This window comes from Oerskovia sp. NPDC057915 (assembly GCF_042887685.1).
In the GTDB taxonomy this organism is placed as follows: Bacteria; Actinomycetota; Actinomycetes; order Actinomycetales; family Cellulomonadaceae; genus Oerskovia.
In genome coordinates this window covers 24,654-41,884 of the sequence record NZ_JBHVOS010000020.1, presented here as the reverse complement: position 1 = coordinate 41,884, position 17,231 = coordinate 24,654, and the positions used below count along the sequence as shown (strand labels likewise).

At 72.1% G+C, this 17,231-nt stretch carries 13 protein-coding genes; 8 read left to right on the top strand and 5 right to left on the bottom strand.

Annotated features, from left to right (window positions below; translation table 11 throughout):
- Positions 1-170: 170 nt before the first annotated feature.
- Positions 171-2,453 (top strand): formate C-acetyltransferase, encoded by a 2,283-nt coding sequence (gene pflB / locus ACFVQ3_RS14180; protein ID WP_387640138.1) that lies wholly within the window; start codon positions 171-173, stop codon positions 2,451-2,453.
- A 21-nt stretch (positions 2,454-2,474) separates the two neighbouring features.
- Positions 2,475-3,485, top strand: a complete 1,011-nt coding sequence (gene pflA / locus ACFVQ3_RS14175; RefSeq protein WP_387640135.1) for a pyruvate formate-lyase-activating protein — start codon at positions 2,475-2,477, stop codon at positions 3,483-3,485.
- A gap of 63 nt (positions 3,486-3,548) precedes the next feature.
- Here pflA and ACFVQ3_RS14170 read toward each other — a convergent pair whose 3' ends face one another.
- Positions 3,549-4,529 (bottom strand): alpha/beta hydrolase, encoded by a 981-nt coding sequence (locus ACFVQ3_RS14170; RefSeq protein ID WP_387640133.1) that lies wholly within the window; start codon positions 4,527-4,529, stop codon positions 3,549-3,551.
- A gap of 112 nt (positions 4,530-4,641) precedes the next feature.
- Between ACFVQ3_RS14170 and ACFVQ3_RS14165 the strand changes: the two genes are divergently transcribed.
- From ACFVQ3_RS14165 to ACFVQ3_RS14140, 6 genes are all read left to right on the top strand, one after another.
- Entirely contained in the window at positions 4,642-5,085 is a 444-nt protein-coding gene (locus tag ACFVQ3_RS14165; protein WP_387640130.1) for a RidA family protein, read from the top strand.
- Between the two features lie 51 nt (positions 5,086-5,136).
- A complete protein-coding gene (locus ACFVQ3_RS14160; protein WP_387640128.1) occupies positions 5,137-5,886 on the top strand; it encodes a PIG-L deacetylase family protein in 750 nt (249 codons plus the stop codon).
- A gap of 126 nt (positions 5,887-6,012) precedes the next feature.
- Entirely contained in the window at positions 6,013-7,530 is a 1,518-nt protein-coding gene (locus tag ACFVQ3_RS14155) for an MFS transporter (protein ID WP_387640125.1), read from the top strand.
- 153 nt (positions 7,531-7,683) lie between these two features.
- The gene (locus ACFVQ3_RS14150) at positions 7,684-9,156 is read left to right on the top strand and encodes an APC family permease (RefSeq protein WP_387640123.1); all 1,473 of its coding nucleotides are present in this window, start codon (positions 7,684-7,686) and stop codon (positions 9,154-9,156) included.
- Positions 9,153-9,596, top strand: coding sequence for a hypothetical protein (locus ACFVQ3_RS14145; protein ID WP_387640121.1), 444 nt, complete (start codon positions 9,153-9,155; stop codon positions 9,594-9,596). Before ACFVQ3_RS14150 ends, ACFVQ3_RS14145 begins: the two co-directional genes overlap by 4 nt.
- Positions 9,597-9,644: 48 nt before the next feature.
- Positions 9,645-10,034, top strand: a complete 390-nt coding sequence (locus ACFVQ3_RS14140; protein ID WP_387640118.1) for a nuclear transport factor 2 family protein — start codon at positions 9,645-9,647, stop codon at positions 10,032-10,034.
- On the opposite strand, the gene ACFVQ3_RS14135 is transcribed toward ACFVQ3_RS14140, so the two are convergent.
- The 4 genes from ACFVQ3_RS14135 to ACFVQ3_RS14120 form a co-directional block, all read right to left on the bottom strand.
- Positions 10,031-12,292 carry an SNF2-related protein gene (locus ACFVQ3_RS14135; protein WP_387640116.1) on the bottom strand — a complete coding sequence of 754 codons (2,262 nt, stop codon included), beginning with the start codon at positions 12,290-12,292 and terminating at the stop codon, positions 10,031-10,033. The two genes, ACFVQ3_RS14140 and ACFVQ3_RS14135, sit on opposite strands and share 4 nt — an antisense overlap.
- Before the next feature lie 223 nt (positions 12,293-12,515).
- Positions 12,516-14,642, bottom strand: coding sequence for a 3-hydroxyacyl-CoA dehydrogenase NAD-binding domain-containing protein (locus tag ACFVQ3_RS14130; protein WP_387640114.1), 2,127 nt, complete (start codon positions 14,640-14,642; stop codon positions 12,516-12,518).
- Positions 14,643-14,645: 3 nt separating this feature from the next.
- The gene (locus ACFVQ3_RS14125) at positions 14,646-15,902 is read right to left on the bottom strand and encodes a thiolase family protein (RefSeq protein ID WP_387640112.1); all 1,257 of its coding nucleotides are present in this window, start codon (positions 15,900-15,902) and stop codon (positions 14,646-14,648) included.
- A 233-nt stretch (positions 15,903-16,135) separates the two neighbouring features.
- Positions 16,136-17,182, bottom strand: coding sequence for a lipid II:glycine glycyltransferase FemX (locus tag ACFVQ3_RS14120; protein ID WP_387640109.1), 1,047 nt, complete (start codon positions 17,180-17,182; stop codon positions 16,136-16,138).
- Positions 17,183-17,231: the final 49 nt, after the last annotated feature.

Here is a 17,231-nt window from a genome sequence, read left to right as displayed (position 1 = left end):
TACCGCGGCCTGTGAGCCAGGTGACAGCGTCTTTGCCACGCCGACACCCTCTGCGGGTCGTAGCCTGAAAGGGCGAAGGAGAACGGCAGGACGGCACGGATTTCCCGCGTCGACCAAGGTCTTTACCCCCGCCGCGCAGGCAGCGCGGCGTGGACGTCGAGGAGAGTGATATGACCAGCATTTCCGAGGCTCGCAGCACCACTGGCGGCCAGGACGACGCGACCGTCCCCGCATGGGCCGGCTTCACCGCAGGTCCCTGGCAGGACACGGTCGACGTGCGCGACTTCATCCAGCGCAACTACACCCCGTACGAGGGTGACGACTCCTTCCTCGCCGGACCCACGGAGCGCACGACCGGCATCTGGGCCAAGCTCTCCGAGATGTTCCCCGCCGAGCGCGAGAAGGGCATCTACGACGTCGACCCGCACACGCCCGCCGGCATCACGGCGCACGCGCCCGGTTACATCGACAAGGACTCCGAGGTCATCGTCGGCCTCCAGACCGACGCCCCGCTCAAGCGTGCGATCATGCCCAACGGCGGATGGCGCATGGTCGAGGGCGCGCTCGAGACCTACGGCTACCCGGTCGACCAGGAGCTCAAGAAGGTCTTCAGCGAGTACCGCAAGACCCACAACCAGGGCGTCTTCGACATCTACCCGCCCAACGTCCGCGCAGCACGCAGCTCGCACATCATCACGGGCCTGCCCGACGCCTACGGCCGCGGCCGCATCATCGGTGACTACCGTCGCGTCGCGCTCTACGGCGTCGACCAGCTCGTCGCCGCCAAGAAGCTCGACAAGCTGGACCTCGACACCCAGCCGTTCAGCGAGAAGATCGTGCGCGAGCGCGAGGAGCACGCGGAGCAGATCCGTGCGCTGGGCGAGCTCAAGCAGATGGCCGCCTCCTACGGCTACGACATCTCCGGCCCGGCCACCAACGCCCGCGAGGCCGTCCAGTGGCTCTACTTCGGCTATCTCGCCGCGGTCAAGGAGCAGAACGGCGCCGCGATGTCGCTGGGCCGCACCTCGACCTTCCTCGACGTGTACCTCGAGCGCGACCTCGCCGCCGGTGTCATCACCGAGGAGCAGGCTCAGGAGATCATCGACGACTTCGTGATCAAGCTGCGGATCGTGCGCTTCCTGCGCACCCCGGAGTACGACTCCCTGTTCTCGGGCGACCCGACGTGGGTCACCGAGACCATCGGCGGCATGGGCGACGACGGTCGTCCGCTCGTCACGAAGAACTCGTTCCGCTTCCTGCAGACGCTGTACAACCTGGGCCCGGCCCCCGAGCCCAACATGACGGTCTTCTGGAGCCCGCGCCTGCCGCAGGGGTTCAAGGACTTCTGCGCCAAGGTCTCGATCGACACCTCGGCCGTCCAGTACGAGTCGGACGAGCAGATCCGTCCGGCCTGGGGTGACGACGCCGCGATCGCGTGCTGCGTCTCGCCCATGGCGGTCGGCAAGCAGATGCAGTTCTTCGGTGCCCGCGTGAACCTCGCCAAGACCCTCCTGTACGCCATCAACGGCGGCAAGGACGAGGTCACGGGCAAGCAGGTCTCCCCGGTCGTCGCCCCCGTGCCCCAGGGCCAGCCCCTCGACTACGACGACGTCCGCGCCCGCTTCGACAAGACCATGGACTGGCTCGCCGAGACCTACGTCGAGGCGCTCAACTGCATCCACTGGTCGCACGACAAGTACGCCTACGAGCGTCTCGAGATGGCCCTCCACGACAAGGAGGTCCTGCGGACCATGGCCTGCGGCATCGCGGGTCTCGCGGTCGCCGCCGACTCCCTGTCGGCCATCAAGTACGCGACGGTCACGCCCGTGTTCGACGAGCGCGGCATCGTGGTCGACTACGTGACCGAGGGCGACTACCCGGCCTACGGCAACGACGACGACCGCGTCGACGCGATCGCGGTCGAGCTCGTCGAGTCGTTCATGACGAAGATCCGTTCGCACAAGATGTACCGCGACGCCCTGCCGACGCAGTCCGTCCTGACCATCACGTCGAACGTCGTCTACGGCAAGGCCACGGGCAACACGCCCGACGGTCGCCGCGCGGGCGAGCCCTTCTCGCCGGGTGCCAACCCGATGAACGGGCGCGACACGCACGGCATGCTCGCCTCGGCCCTGTCGGTCGCGAAGCTGCCGTACAACGAGGCGCAGGACGGCATCTCGCTGACCAACACGGTCGTCCCGAGCGGCCTGGGTCGCACGCGGGACGAGCAGGTCGCGAACCTCGCGGGTCTGCTCGACGCGTCGGTCGGTGGCGACGGCTACCACATGAACGTCAACGTGCTGGTGAAGGAGACTCTCGAGGACGCCATGGAGCACCCCGAGAACTACCCTCAGCTCACGATCCGTGTCTCCGGGTACGCCGTGAACTTCGTGCGGCTCACCCGCGAGCAGCAGCTCGACGTCCTCTCGCGGACCTTCCACGGCGCTCTCTGAGCGCAGAACGGCGGAACCATCATGACGACTCTCTCGACGCCCGCAGCAGGCCAGGTGCCCGCGCGTGCCGCCGCCCGCTACGGGGTCGACGGGGTCGCCTCGGCTCCGCTGCCGTGGCGGACCTCCGGTGACGGCCTGGGTCACGACAGCGACCTGGACGCACCGGAGGCCCCCCGCCGCCGGACGGGGGCCGGGGTCTCCGGCCTCTCGACGGCCGAGGACCTCGACAGGCACGACAAGCTCGCGATGATGCGCTCGGGCGAGCTCGGCTCCGTGCACTCCTGGGAGCTCGTGACCGCGGTGGACGGGCCGGGCACGCGCCTGACCGTCTTCCTCAACGGGTGCCCGCTGCGGTGCCTGTACTGCCACAACCCCGACACCCTGCAGATGAAGGACGGGGAGCCGGTCACGGCCGACGAGCTCCTGGCCCGCATCAAGCGGTACCTGCCGGTCTTCCGCGCCACCAAGGGCGGTCTGACCCTCTCGGGCGGTGAGGTGCTCATGCAGCCCGCGTTCGCCGCGCGCATCCTGCGGGGCGCCAAGGAGATGGGCGTGCACACCACGCTCGACACCTCGGGCTTCCTCGGGGCGAACCTGAGCGACGAGATGCTCGCGGACACCGACCTGGTGCTCCTCGACGTCAAGTCCGGCGACGCCGCGACGTACGAGAAGGTCACGGGCCGTGCCCTGGACCCGACCCTGAAGTTCGGTCGGCGCCTGGCCGAGTCGGGCCTGCCCGGCGGCGTCACGGCCGAGCGTCCCGTCGAGGTCTGGATCCGGTACGTGCTGGTCCCGGGCCTGACCGACCAGGCCGAGCACGTCGACGTCGTCGCGGACTACGCGGCCTCGCTCAACGAGATCCGGCCCGGCACGGTCACCCGGGTCGAGGTCCTGCCCTTCCACCAGATGGGCCGGGACAAGTGGGAGACGCTCGGGCGCGAGTACGAGCTCAACGACACCCCGGCGCCCGACGTCGAGCTGGTCGAGCGCGTGCGCGACCAGTTCCGGGCGAAGGGCCTCACGGTCTACTGACCTGCGGACCGGCTCCGAGCAGCGAGGTGCGGCCCCTGGATCCTGTGATCCGGGGGCCGCTCCTCATTCCCCGGTGAGCACGGAGGCCAGCCAGGGGCCCAGCACGGGCAGCACGGCGCCCGGCTGCATGGCCCGGGTGTGGTCGAGCCCGTCGAGCAGGCGCACGTCCCAGCCCACGGCGCGCAGCCCGTCGGCGTGCGCGGCGAGCGCGCCCCCGATGCTCACGTGCACCCCGCCCCACCTCTCCCCGTAGTCGATCTCGTCGGCCGACCCGGCGAACGCGAGGCGCGGGCAGGTCACCCCGGCCGACGCCGCTCGGTCGTCGAACCCCTCGAGCGCCTCGTACAGCGTCACGAACTGGCGCGTCTGGTCCTCGCCGAGCGTCATGTCGAACGCTTCCCAGTCGAAGTCCTCGGGGCCCGTCGCCGCGTCGCCCCCTGCACCGGGTGCGACGTCCGTCTCCCGCGCACGCTCCTCCTGCCCGACGGCGTCGCTCGCCTCGCGCTGCGCCGTCGGGCTGGCCGCGGGCGCGGTAGTCGCCGCGGGAGAGGCGGTCGTCAGGGCGTGCGTCGCGCGCGTGACCGCGAGCATGCCCGCGTACGGGCCGTCGAGGGGCGGGAAGCCGCCCATGGCCAAGGCCGTCAGACGGTCCGTGCGCAGCGCGAGCTGGAGGCCGCTCAGTGCGAGCCACGAGTACCCGTAGTACGCGAAGGTCGCTGCGCCCGTGGCGTCGGCGATCGCGAGCAGGTCTGCCGCGACGTTCTCCGGGGTCAACGAGCCCGGCGCCGGGTGAGCCATGCGGTGACCCTCGTAGTCGGCCGCGACCACGCGGAACGTGGGGGAGAGGGCGTCGACGAGGGTCCGGCCGAGCGCAGGATCGACCCCCCACGTCCGGAGCTCGTCGGCCTGCGCGCCCGTTGCCGGGACCGGGTCGACCGGGAGCAGGACGGCAGGCCCCGTCCCCGTGACCTCGACGGGGATCGTGCTCCCGTCATGAAGGAGTGCGGTGGTGCGGTGCGAGACCGGGGAGCCGTCCGACGTCATGAGAGCCACGCTATCGCGCACCCCCGCCCTCGGCGCGAGCCCGAAATGCCTGGATCCCTGCGCCCGGATGGCGGAGGATCGAAGGACACCCCATCGACCCCGAGGAGAACCCGTGCCTTCTTCCCCCGCCGCACCGTCGACCACCGAGCCGTCGTTCCCCGTCGCCCGGCTCGTGCGCAGCCCCCGCCTGTCCGACGTCGCCGAGTACGCCTACGCGACCGTCGTACCGTCCGGCGCCCGTCTCGTCTACGCCGCGGGCGCGTGCCCGCTCGACGCCGACGGTGCGACCGTGGGCGTCGGGGACGTGCGGGCCCAGGCCGTGCAGACCATGGAGAACCTGCGGGTCTCGCTCGAGGACGCGGACGCTACCTTCGCGGACCTCGTCAAGACGACCGTGTACGTCACCTCGACGTCCCAGGACGACCTCGTGGCCGCGTGGGAGGTCGTGCGCGACGCGCTCGCCCCGCACGACCCGCCGAGCACGCTGCTCGGCGTCGCCGCGCTCGGCTACGACGACCAGCTCGTCGAGGTCGAGGCGGTCGCGGCCATCCGCTGACCCCTTCATCCACCCCTCCACGCCAGAGCGCCCGGGGATACCGTGGAAGGCATGGACCTCCCACCTCAGGAACCCCTGACCCCGTTGACCGAGGACTGGACCCGGGCGCTCGCGGTCGTGGCCCACCCGGACGACATGGAGTTCGGCGCGGCCGCCGCCGTCGCGCGCTGGACCGGGCAGGGCAAGACCGTGGTCTACGCCATGGTCACGAGCGGCGAGGCCGGGATCGACGGCCTCGCGCCCGACGAGGCGCGCGGCGTGCGCGAGGCAGAACAGGTCGCGTCGGCCGCGATCGTGGGCGTGGACGAGGTCGAGTTCCTCGGCCTGCCCGACGGCGTGCTCGAGTACGGGCTGCCTCTGCGGTCTGCCATCGCGGCGGCGATCCGGCGTCACCGCCCCGAGGTCGTCATCACGGGCAACTACCGCGAGACCTTCCCGGGCGGGATGCTCAACCAGGCCGACCACATCGCCACGGGCCGGGCCGTCGTCGACGCCGTGCGCGACGCGGGCAACCGCTGGGTCTTCCACGACCAGGTCGAGGCGGGCCTGGAGCCGTGGGGCGGTGTGCGGCAGGTCTGGGTCGCTGGTTCCCCCGACGCGGCCCACGGCGTCGACGTGACCGGGACGTTCGACGCGGGAGTGGCCTCGCTGCGCGCCCACGCCGCCTACATCGCCGGCCTCGGGTGGGAGCACTTCGACCCTGCCGAGTTCCTCGCGACCATGAGCCGGGCGGGTGGGGCCCGCATGGGCGTCGAGCACGCCACGGCGTTCGAGGTGCTGAGGATGGGCTGGGAGGACTAGCGCCGCGAGGTGCCCCTGGACCGCCCCGGCAGGCCGCGTGCGGTTTCGACAGGAGCGCAGCGATCATCTGCCCTACCGTGTGTCAGGGGTACCCGCCCCGAGCCCGTCACGGGAAAGGGCAGTGCGATGAGCGACGCTGCGCAGGTCGATGGACAGGTCGGAGCCAAGGCGGGCGGGGTGCTCGCCGCCACGTGCATCTCCACGTTGGTGGTGAACGCGAACACCTCGGCGGTCAGCATCCTGCTCCCGGCGATCTCCGAGGACACCGGGACGTCGGTGACCACGCTGCAGTGGGCCGTGACGGGCTACTCGCTCGTCGGGGCGGCGGTCATCGTCACCTCGGGCTCGTTGGGGGACGTCTTCGGGCGCCGGCGGGTCTTCCAGCTCGGCCTGCTGCTGTTCGTCGTGTCCTGCGTGCTGATCGCGCTCGCCGGTTCCGGGGGGATGGTGATCGCCGGTCGCGTGATCCAGGGGGCGGCGGGGGCGACCATCCTCGCGTGCGGGCTGAGCCTCCTGTCGGTCGCGAACTCGGGCGACGCCCAGCTCCGGGCCGTCTCCCTGTGGGGCGCTGCGGCTGCCGTGGGGGCCGCGGCCGGTCCGCTGGTCGGCGGCGTGCTCGTCGACGTCACGGGGTGGCAGGGGCTCTTCTGGATCGACGCGGGGATCGCGGTCCTGTGCATGGTCCTGACGGCGATGACGGTCGCCGAGTCGAGGGACCCGGACCGACCGAGGACGATCGACTACGCGGGCACCGTGCTCATCGCGCTGACGCTGACGCCGCTCATCCTGGGCGTGACCAAGAGCGGCGACTGGGGCTGGTTCTCGGTGGCGACGCTGGGGTGCTTCGCGCTCTCCGTCGGGGCGGCCGTCGCGTTCGTCGTCGTCGAAGGGCGGGTCGCCGTCCCGCTCGTGGACCTCGCCCTGCTGCGCAACCGGGTCCTCGTCGGCTCGACCGTCGCGATCCTCATCGGGGCGGGCACGATCAACGGTCTGATGTACCTCCTGAGCCTGTACTTCCAGGACCCCGCCACGCTGGGCTTCAGCCCGCTCCAGGCGGGGCTCGCGACGCTCCCCGCGACCGTGGGGCTCGTGGTGATCGCCCCGCTCGTGCCGCGGCTCGCGGCGAAGGTCGGCGGTCGGCAGACGATCGGGCTCGGGTTCGCCCTGACCACGGTCGGCTTCGTGGTCGTGGGCCTCGTGAACGAGTCCTGGGTGTACACCGCGTTCCTGCTGCCGCTCGTCGCGATCGCGGTCGGCATGGGACTGTCCAACGGCCCCGCGTCGGCTGCGGCGACGGCCGCGGTACCCGAGAACCAGGTAGGCGGCGCCTCGGGGGTCTCCAACATGGCCCGGTACGTCGGCGCGGCGGTCGCGACGGCGCTGGCCGCGACCGTCTACGGCAACGTGATCGCCAACCGGACCGCCGCAGGCGCCGCGCAGAGCGAGGCACTGGCGGGGGGACTGGCGGCCGCCGCGTGGATGATGGCGGTCTTCAGCTTCCTCGGCGTGCTCATGGCCTTCGTGATCGGCCGCCACCGCGCGACCAAGGGCACGCTCGACGACGCCGCCGCGGCGGCCGCGGCCGTGTCGTTCACGCTGCCGACCTCGGCGACGGCGGGACAAGCGGGCTCCGACCGGGGCTGAGCGTTCCCGCTCCGGTCGACCTCCGGGCGACGCGATTCACTCGATCTGGATGACGTGCGCCCGGTTCCCCGGGCGGCACACTCGAACCAAGGCCTGACCGACGACGTCGACGGAGGCAGTGATGACCACGCAAGCACCCTCGCTGGACGCACGATGAGCGCCGCGGACGTCCCCGCCGACCTTCCCGTCGACGGCGCCGCAGCGGTCCCGGCCACCCGCACCCGCGCGACGAACACCCAGTGGATCTCCTGGGTGGCCCTCGCGATGATGACGACCAGCTCGGTCGCGAGCCTGCGCGCGGCGCCCACGATGGCCGTCTACGGCCTGGCCTGCGTGTTCCTCTACCTGCTGCCCGCGGTCGTCTTCCTGCTGCCGACCTCGCTGGTGTCCGCGGAGCTCGCCTCGGGGTGGACCGGCGGCATCTACAAGTGGGTCTCCGAGGGCATCTCGAAGCCGATGGGCTTCCTCGCGGTGTGGTGCCAGTTCGCCATGACGATCTTCTACTACCCGAGCCTGCTCGGGTTCGTCGCGAGCACGCTCGCCTACGTCATCAATCCCGCGCTCGCCAGCAGCGGCGTGTGGACGGCGGCCGTGATCATCGTCGTCTACTGGTCCGGCGTCTGGGTCTCCTCGCGCGGCACCAAGGGGGTCGCCGGCCTGGCGAGCGGCGGGCTCATCATCGGGACCCTGATCCCCGGTGTCGTCCTCGTGACGCTCGGCGTCGTCTTCCTCGGTCAGGGGAACGAGTCCGCGGCGCCCATGACGGCTGACAACCTGCTGCCGGCGTGGGCCGGGCTCTCGAGCCTCGTCCTCATCGTCAACAACTTCCTCTCCTACTCCGGGATGGAGATGAACGCGGTCCACGTGTCGTCGCTGAAGAACCCCGGGAAGCAGTTCCCGAAGTCGATGTTCCTCGCGATGGGCATGGTGCTGGCGATCTTCATCCTGCCCGCGCTGGCGATCAGCTGGATCGTGCCCGCCGAGGAGCTCTCGCTCACGGCCGGCGTGATGCAGGCCTTCGACGCGGTGTTCGCGAACTTCGGGTGGCAGTGGCTGACACCCATCGTGGGGATCATGCTCGTCACGGCCTCGCTCGGTGGCATGCTCACCTGGCTCGCCGGCCCGTCGAAGGGCCTGCTGCTCATCTCCCGTCAGGAGGGGTACCTCCCGCCGTTCCTGCAGCGGCTCAACAAGAACGGTGTCCAGCAGAACATCCTGGTCGTCCAGGGCATCGTGACGACGGTCATCGGTCTCGCGTACGCGCTGATCCCCGACGTCTCGAGCGCCTACTGGATCTTCTCGGTCATCACGACGCAGGTGTACCTGATCATGTACCTGCTGATGTTCGTGGCCGCGATCAACCTGCGCCGCCGCCAGCCCGACCACCCGCGCGGCTTCCGGGCCCCGATGCTCGTGAGCATGTGCGGGGTGGGCTTCGCGGCCTCGCTGGCGGCTCTGCTGGTCGGGTTCATCCCGCCGTCGCAGTTCGCGTCGGGCAGCCCGCTGGTCTACTTCCTCGTCGTCGGCGGCGGGGCCCTCGGCCTGGGCCTGTTCGTGCCGTTCCTGTTCTACCGGTTCCGCAAGCCGACCTGGAAGCAGGCCGAGTCGACGGAGGTGGCCTCATGAGCACGCCCGAGGAGAGCCAGCCGCGGCACGAGCGCCGGTGGATCTACGTCGGTGCGTGCGTGATCCTCGTCGCGATGGGCGTGTGGGCGGTCCTCGCCTTCACGACCGTCAGGGCGTCGGCGCGCGCGTCGGAGAAGGCGGACGAGCTCATCGCGGCGCTCGAGGACGCGGGCGTGCGCACTCCCGACAAGGACCAGGTCGTGCGCGTCCTCGGCGACGACGGCGGCGCGACGTGCGCCCACCCGAACGAGGCGCTCAGCCGGGCGACGCTGCTCGCTCAGCTCGCGAACGGGGCGACGGGCCCGGGCGCCCGGCCGGTCATCGCCGACAGCCGCGTGGTCCAGGGGCAGCTGCTCATCATCGAGATCTACTGCCCCGACGAGCTGGACGAGTTCCGGTCGTTCGTCGACGACCTCAAGACCGCCGACGTGGCGGGGTGAGAGCTCAGCGTCCGCCCCGTGGCACGCCCCGGTGCGTACACTCGGGCGATGAGCCTTCTCGCTGCTGAGCACGCGCTCCAGGCCGCCCAGCGTGCGGGCGACGTCGACGCGCTGGACGCGCTGCTGCATCCTCGGTGCGTGGGCGTCGGCCCCGACGGCTCGGTGTTCTCCAAGGACGACGACCTGGAGAGCCACCGCTCGGGTGCGCTGCGGATCACCCGCCTGGAGGAGGAGTCGCTCGACGTCCGGGAGGACGCCGTGAGCGGGGTGACCAGGCTGGTCGCCGCCGTGGAGGCGGTCCAGGGCGGCGCCGCAGTGTCCGCGCGGTTGGTCTACACCCGCCTCTGGGCGCGGACGGACGGACGCTGGGTGGTTCTGGCCGCGACGCTCGCGCCGGCCGCGCAGCCCGCCTCGCCGGACGTGGGCGGGACGCCCTAGGGCAGGGCGCTCTCCGCGCCCCACGGCTCGTCGTCGGTCGGAGCGTCCTGCACGACCGCGATCTGCGTCCCGGCCCCGCCCGCCACGACCGGCTCCCCACCCAGCCAGCGCGCCTGCTCGGCCGCGACGATCGTCTGCGCGAGCCGCGCCTCCGACACGTCGACCGCGCCGGGCAGCGCGTCGGCCAGGACGCTGCGCCGCGCGTAGGCGTCGAACAGCCGGGCCTTGGTGCCGAGGATCTCGACCATGCGCTCGTCGACCGTGTCGGCGACCAGGAGCCGGTGGACCTGCACGGTGCGGACCTGGCCCATGCGGTGGGCGCGTGCGACGGCCTGTGCCTCGGTCGTGGGCTTGACCTGCGGCTCGCACAGGATGACGACGGATGCGGCCTGGAGGTTGACGCCGACGCCACCCACCTCGATCTGGCTCACGAGCGCCCGGGGCACGGGCGAGGCCGTGAACTCGTCGAGGATCGTCTGGCGGTTCGTGGCGCTCACCGAGCCCGTGAGCGGTCCGGCGGCGAGGTCGCCCAGCGCGCGCACCACGAGGTCGACGACGTCGCGGAAGTACGTGAACACGACGACCTTGCGGCCGTTCCCCGTGGCCTCCTCGACGAGCTCGACGAGCCGGCGCACCTTGGCCGAGTCCTCAGGGTGGTCGACGGCGTACGCAGCCCGGCGCATGGCCATGAAGCTGCCCTCGCGCACCGCGGCACGGTAGGCGGCGCCGTCGGCGGGACCGAACGTCTCCCACTCCTCGACCTGGACGAGCTCGGGCAGCTCCTCGAGCACGTCCTCCTGGTTGCGCCGGAGGTACACGGGGGCCACGGCGAGCCGGAACCTCTCGGCGCCCGCGGCTCCGTGCGCGGGGCTGACCTGCTCGGCGACGTCGGGCTGGAGGTAGGCCACGAGGCGTCGGAACTCCTCGACGCGGTTCTCCATGACCGTGCCGGTCAGGAACAGCACGTGCTCGGTCCGTGCAGCCCAGGCGGCCACGGCCTGCGACCTCCTGGCCTCGGGGTTCTTGACGTAGTGGGCCTCGTCGACCACGAGCATCGCGGGCGTGGGCAGGTCGAGCGGCAGGAGCCCGACCTGCTCGAACGTCGTCACGGCCACGCCGCCCTCGCGCGCCCACTGCGCGGCCTCCTCGGCGCGCTCGGGGCCGTGGACGTCGAGCGAGCGCAGCGTCGAGTGCCGCGCGACCTCGCGCACCCAGCTCGTCATGACGCTCGCGGGGCACACCACGAGGAAGTGCGTCGCCCCGCCCGCGGCGAGGTGCGCCATCGCGGCGATGGCCTGGACGGTCTTGCCGAGCCCCATCTCGTCGCCCAGGATCGTGCGCCGCTGCGCGAGGGCGTAGCGCGCCCCGAACACCTGGTAGCCGCGCAGCGAGGCGGTCAGGAGGGACTGGTCGAGCGGCTGCTCGTCCACGCGGGCGAGGAGCTCGGGCGGCAGGTGGCCCTCGGTCGCCTGGAGGTCCCGCCCGATGTCCACGACGTCGTCGAGCAGCGCGTAGTACGTCGCCGAGCGCGCCCGGAAGTCGGTCCATGCCTCGAAGGCGTCCACGGGGGCTGTGTCGAGGGCCGCGACGCGCCTGGCGGCCGCGACGACCCCGGACCGCTCGGCGTCCTCGGTGAGCCGCGCGAGGTCGCGCACGGCGTCCGCTGCCCGACGGCGTCGCGCTGGCAGCGAGAAGAAGGTCCGGACCGCGCGGGTCGCCTCCTGGGCCGCGACCCGGTGCTCGGTGTGCCCCTCGAGGAACGTGACGATCACCTGCCGGTGGACCGTGGCGGCCGTGCGCGCGGCGTCGAGCCCGGCGAGGGCCTGGACGAGGCCGGTCGTGAACGGGTCGCCGGGGGCGTCGTCGATCCGGAACCGCAGGGTCTCCTGGACGGCCTGCGCGATCTGCGCCGCGGCCGCGAGGCAGTGCGTCGCGGTCTGTGGCCCGATCCCGGGCAGCCGCTCGAGCCCGGCGGGTCCCGCGCGCAGCACGGCTCCGACGGTCGTGATGCCCCCGTCGACCAGGCGGCCGACGCGCAGCCGCTCGCCGCTGACCTCGCGCAGCCGCTCGACCCCGATCGCCGAGAGCTCGCCCAGGACCTTGTCCTGCTGGCTCGACCCGAACGCGGTGCGCACGTGCTCGCGGAACCGGGCCGGCGCCCCGGCGAGGCCCGAGAGGAGCGCGGCGACCTCGTCGGCCCGCGCGACGACCTCCCGTGCCTGCTCGGGCGTCGGGCGGGGAGCGTCGGGCGCGGTCATCGGGCAGGCGCTCCTGGGGGTCGGCGGCGGGGAGAGCACGGACTCTCGGTGACGATCGGCGGTCGCAGTGCCACGGATCGAGGGGCCCCGCGACGCTATCACCGGCGAGGCCCACCACGGCCCTTCCGACCCGTCCGTCAGACGCCGAGACCCGAGGGCGGTCGGCCTGCTCCGAGGAGCTGACCGACCACCCCCGGGTCCGGTGCGAGAGGTGAACGACGCGTCAGGCGACCTGCGCCGGGACGTTCGCGACGCCGTCGGGCAGGAGGCGGCGGCCCAGGACCTTCTCCGCGTAGCCCGTCCGGTCCAGGTACGGCGTGATGCCGCCGTCGTGGAACGGCCAGCCCGCGCCCAGGATCATGCACAGGTCGATCTGCTCGGGCCCCTGGACGACGCCCTCGTCGAGCATGTGGCCGATCTCGGTCGTCAGGGCCACGAGGACCGCGTCGAGGACGCCCGCCTCGTCGAGCGCGCCCGGACCGCCGGCCTCACCCGTGCCGAAGTACGCCTGGATCGCCGGGTCGACGCTCGCAGGGATGCCGCGTGCCGGGGCCGGCAGGACGACCTTGGTGCCCTCGGCCACGAGCTTCTCGAGCCCGGGGGAGGACGGGAAGCGGTCGCCCAGGTCCTCGCGCAGCGAGGTCAGGACGTGCAGGCCCACGGCGGGTCCCACGAGGTCGAACAGCGCGAACGGTCCCATGGGCAGGCCGAGCGGGCGCAGCGCACGGTCGGCGACCTCGACCGAGGTGCCGTTCTCGACGGCCTCCACGATCTTGCCCAGGAGCAGCACGAGCAGGCGGTTGACCACGAAGCCGGGACGGTCGGCGACGCCCACGGCGGTCTTGCGCAGCGCCTTGGAGACCGCGAACGCCGTGGCGAGGGCCTCGTCCGAGGTCTTCTCGGCCCGGACGACCTCGACGAGCGGCATCTGCGCGACGGGGTTGAAGAAGTGGAGCCCCACGACGCGCTCGGGGTGCGCGAGGTCCGCGGCCATCTCGGTCACGGACAGCGCCGAGGTGTTGGTCGCGAGGATCGTGTCGGGCCCGATGATGCCCTCGAGCTCGGCGAAGACCTTCTTCTTGAGGCCCAGGACCTCGGTCACGGCCTCGATCACGAAGTCGCAGCGCGAGAACTCGGTGATGTCCGTCGTCCCGTGGACCGAGGACAGCACCTTGGCGCCCGCGTCCTTGCTCATGCGGCCCGTCGTGACGAGCTTGCCGACCGTCGTGCGGACGTAGGCGAGCCCGTGCTCCACGCGCTCGGCGTCGAGGTCGCGCATCGTCACGGGCACGCCCAGGCGCTGCGCGAACAGCAGCGCGAGCTGAGCCGCCATGAGGCCCGCGCCCACGATCCCGACCGAGGTGACCGGGCGGGCGAGCTTCGGGTCCGGGGCGCCCGCAGGACGCTTGCCGTGCGAGACGAGCTGGAACGCGTAGACGCTCGCACGCATCTCGTCGGACATGATGAGGTCCGCCAGGGCCTCGTCCTCGGCCGCGAAGGCCTCGTCCTTGGTCGCGGTGCGGGCCGCGGCCAGGAGGTCCAGAGCCCGGTAGGGCGCGGGCCGGGACCCGTGCACGACGGCGTCGAGCTGCTTGCGCGCACCGGCGACGACCGCGTCCCACACCGGTGCCGGGTCGAGCTCGCGGCGCTCGACGACCGTGGTGCCGCGCACGACGTCGGCGGTCCAGCGGATCGAGGACTCGAGGAAGTCCGGGGCCTCGAACAGCGCGTCGGCCAGGCCGATCTCGAAGGCCTCCTTGGCCTTGAACGGCTTGTTGGCGCTCGGGCGCGTGAGGATGACGTCCATGGCCTTCTCGATGCCCACGAGGCGCGGCACGAGGTACGCCCCGCCCCAGCCCGGGACCAGGCCCAGGCCGACCTCGGGGAGCGCGAGCGCGGGCGCGTCGGTCGCGACCGTGCGGTAGTCGCAGTTGAGCGCGACCTCGAGGCCGCCGCCCAGGGCCAGGCCGTTGATGTACGCGAACGTCGGGACGCCCATCTCGCCGAGCAGGCGGTAGGCCGCGTGGCCGCCCCGGCCCAGCTCGAGGGCCTCGTCGCGCGTGCGGACGGTCGCGACCTGCGTCAGGTCGGCGCCCGCGGCGAGGAAGTACGGCTTGCCCGTGACGGCGACGGCCGCGATCTCGCCACGCGCCGCGCGGGCCTGGAGCGCGGTCAGCGCGGCCGTGAGCTCGGCGATGCCGCCCGGCCCGAGCGTCGTGGGCTTGGTGTGGTCCAGGCCGTTGTCGAGCGTGAGGAGCGCGAGCGTGCCCGCGCCCCCCGGCAGCTCGACGTCACGGACGAGGGAGTGGGTCACGCGCTCGGCACGGGGCGTGGTGGTCTGGGTGCTCATGGGTCAGTTCTCCCCGTCGGTCGTCGTGTGGCCGGAGTAGTCGGCGTGGTGCGGGTTCTCCCAGACGACCGTGCCGCCCATGCCCAGGCCCACGCACATCGTGGTCAGGCCGTAGCGGACCTCGGGGTGCTGCTCGAACTGGCGCGCGAGCTGCGTCATGAGGCGCACGCCCGACGCCGCGAGGGGGTGGCCCACCGCGATCGCGCCGCCGTACTGGTTGACGCGGGCGTCGTCGTCGGGCATGCCGAAGTGGTCCAGGAACGCCAAGACCTGCACCGCGAAGGCCTCGTTGATCTCGAACAGGCCGATGTCCTCGATGCTCAGCCCGGCCTGGGCCAGGGCCTTCTCGGTCGAGGGGATGGGGCCGATGCCCATGACCTCGGGGTCGACGCCCACGTACGCGAACGACACGAGGCGCATGCGGGCCGGCAGGCCGAGCTCGGCCACGACGTCGCCCGCCGCGAGGAGCGAGACCGCCGCGCCGTCGGTCAGCGGGGAGGCGTTGCCCGCGGTGACCTTGCCGCCGGGACGGAAGGGCGTCTTGAGGTTCGCGATGTCCTCGACGGTCGTGCCCGGGCGGGGCAGCTCGTCGGCCGTGGCCAGTCCCCAGCCCTGCTGCGGGTCGCGCAGCGCGACCGGTACGAGGTCCGGTGTCACGTCGCCGTTGGCGAGGGCCTTGGCGTACTTGGCCTGGCTCGCGACGCCGTACGCGTCCGCGCGCTCCTTGGTCAGGTGCGGGAAGCGGTCGTGCAGGTTCTCGGCGGTCGCGCCCATGACCAGGGCCGTCGAGTCGACGAGCCGTTCGGCGACGAAGCGCGGGTTGGGGTCCGCGCCCTCGCCCATCGGGTGGTGGCCCATGTGCTCGAGTCCGCCCGCGAGCGTCACGTCCTGGGCGCCGATCGCGATGGCCGACGCGGTCGTGGTGACCGCGGTCATGGCGCCCGCGCACATGCGGTCGATCGCGAAGCCCGGCACGGACTTCGGCAGGCCGGCCAGCACGGCCACGCTGCGCCCGAGGGTCAGGCCCTGGTCGCCCGTCTGGGTCGTCGCAGCGAGCGCGACCTCGTCGATCCGCTCGGCAGGGAGCTCGGGGCGGCGGCGCAGCAGCTCGCGCACGGCCTTCACGGCGAGGTCGTCGGCACGGGTGCTCGCGTAGATGCCGTCAGGGCGGGCCTTGCCGAACGGCGTGCGCACCCCCTCGACGAAGACGACGTCGCGGACGGTCCGGCGCGAGCCCGAACCCTTGCTGGCCACAGTCATGGCTTCTCCTGATCTGGACGGCGGTGTCCCTGAGCGTCACCGCTCAGCGTTGGTACAGGCTACCCGCGGTACCAGGAAAATGCACGAAAGTGTGAGACCGAGTATCGACAACGACGGACGGACCCGCGGAACCACGGGGGTTCGAGCGGGTCCGTCGAGGGTCGTTGGGTGAGCGCCCAGCGATACGCAGTCTCGCGTGGTGTGAGCGCCCGTGCGGGCGCCGGGAGCCGTCCTCAGCTGCCGCCGCGCAGCTTGCGCACGACCTTCTTGGCGGTCGGCAAGCCCTTGTTCCACGCGGTGTACCACATCGAGAACGGCACGTCGATGCTCCCGACCAGCTCGTCCTCGTGCGACGCGAAGCCGCGCTTGAACGTCGAGATCCCGTCGTTGAGCAACCCGTTGACGTCGTAGCGCACCACGCCGCGGTCGCGCATCGCGTTGATCGCGTACCACTTGAGGCCGTAGTTGGCTCGCAGTCGCTGCCCCTCCTCGTCCATGCCGCCGTACAGCTCGAACGACGTCCGCGCCGAGGCCGCGAACCACACGAACGAGACCGGCCGGTCGTGCGGGCCGCCCTCGGACGAGCGCGCGAAGGCCGCGAAGACGGGGGAGTGCTCGCCCAGCTCGTCGAACACGCGCTCGTAGTACGAGTCCTCGTGCAGCCCGAAGCCCGCACGCTCGGCCGTCTGGCGGTACAGGCGCAGGCACGCCGCGAGCTCGCCGCGCGTCGTCACGGGGCGGAACTCGAGGTCCTCGCGCTCGGACTTGCGGATGTACTGGCGGGTCTTCTTCGCCATGTCGCCCATGAGCTCGTCAGGCGTCCTGCGCAGGTCGAGGATCAGGGTCGTCGGGTAGAGCACGGGGTTGACCGCGGGGACCGCGCCGTCGAGCTCGAGCGGGGTCCCGGCGTCCCAGTCGGGCTCGAGCGTGACGCCCACGCCGCCCACGTTCTTGCGGCACCACTGCACCACGGCCTCGGTCACGGCCGAGCGCGTCGCGGGGTAGCCGACGCCGTCGGGCATGACGACCGGGCCGCGCGGGACGTAGCTCAGCGCCTTGAACTGCGCGGGCAACGAGCGGACCAGCACCTGGGCGAGGCCCAGCACGGTCCCGTCGGGGCCTGCGACCTGCAGGCGGCGGGGCGTCCAGGCCCCGGCCCCCTTGACCTCGCCCCACCCCCAGAGCTGGAGCGGGTGACCGCCCATCGCGAGCACCTGCTCGTCCCAGGCGGCGCGGTCGGTGATCGTCGTGACGGTCAGGGTGGAGGACTCGGACAACATGCCCCTGACCTTACCGGCGAGGGGAAGGCCCGGACGACGGCGTCGCGCC

Bases quoted from the DNA above. Each gene is read 5' to 3' on its own strand.
- pflB (WP_387640138.1), top strand. From the start codon at position 171: ATGACCAGCATTTCCGAGGCTCGCAGCACCACTGGCGGCCAGGACGAC.
- pflA (WP_387640135.1), top strand. From the start codon at position 2,475: ATGACGACTCTCTCGACGCCCGCAGCAGGCCAGGTGCCCGCGCGTGCC.
- ACFVQ3_RS14170 (WP_387640133.1), bottom strand. From the start codon at position 4,529: ATGACGTCGGACGGCTCCCCGGTCTCGCACCGCACCACCGCACTCCTT.
- ACFVQ3_RS14160 (WP_387640128.1), top strand. From the start codon at position 5,137: ATGGACCTCCCACCTCAGGAACCCCTGACCCCGTTGACCGAGGACTGG.
- ACFVQ3_RS14155 (WP_387640125.1), top strand. From the start codon at position 6,013: ATGAGCGACGCTGCGCAGGTCGATGGACAGGTCGGAGCCAAGGCGGGC.
- ACFVQ3_RS14150 (WP_387640123.1), top strand. From the start codon at position 7,684: ATGAGCGCCGCGGACGTCCCCGCCGACCTTCCCGTCGACGGCGCCGCA.
- ACFVQ3_RS14145 (WP_387640121.1), top strand. From the start codon at position 9,153: ATGAGCACGCCCGAGGAGAGCCAGCCGCGGCACGAGCGCCGGTGGATC.
- ACFVQ3_RS14140 (WP_387640118.1), top strand. From the start codon at position 9,645: ATGAGCCTTCTCGCTGCTGAGCACGCGCTCCAGGCCGCCCAGCGTGCG.
- ACFVQ3_RS14135 (WP_387640116.1), bottom strand. From the start codon at position 12,292: ATGACCGCGCCCGACGCTCCCCGCCCGACGCCCGAGCAGGCACGGGAG.
- ACFVQ3_RS14130 (WP_387640114.1), bottom strand. From the start codon at position 14,642: ATGAGCACCCAGACCACCACGCCCCGTGCCGAGCGCGTGACCCACTCC.
- ACFVQ3_RS14125 (WP_387640112.1), bottom strand. From the start codon at position 15,902: ATGACTGTGGCCAGCAAGGGTTCGGGCTCGCGCCGGACCGTCCGCGAC.
- ACFVQ3_RS14120 (WP_387640109.1), bottom strand. From the start codon at position 17,182: ATGTTGTCCGAGTCCTCCACCCTGACCGTCACGACGATCACCGACCGC.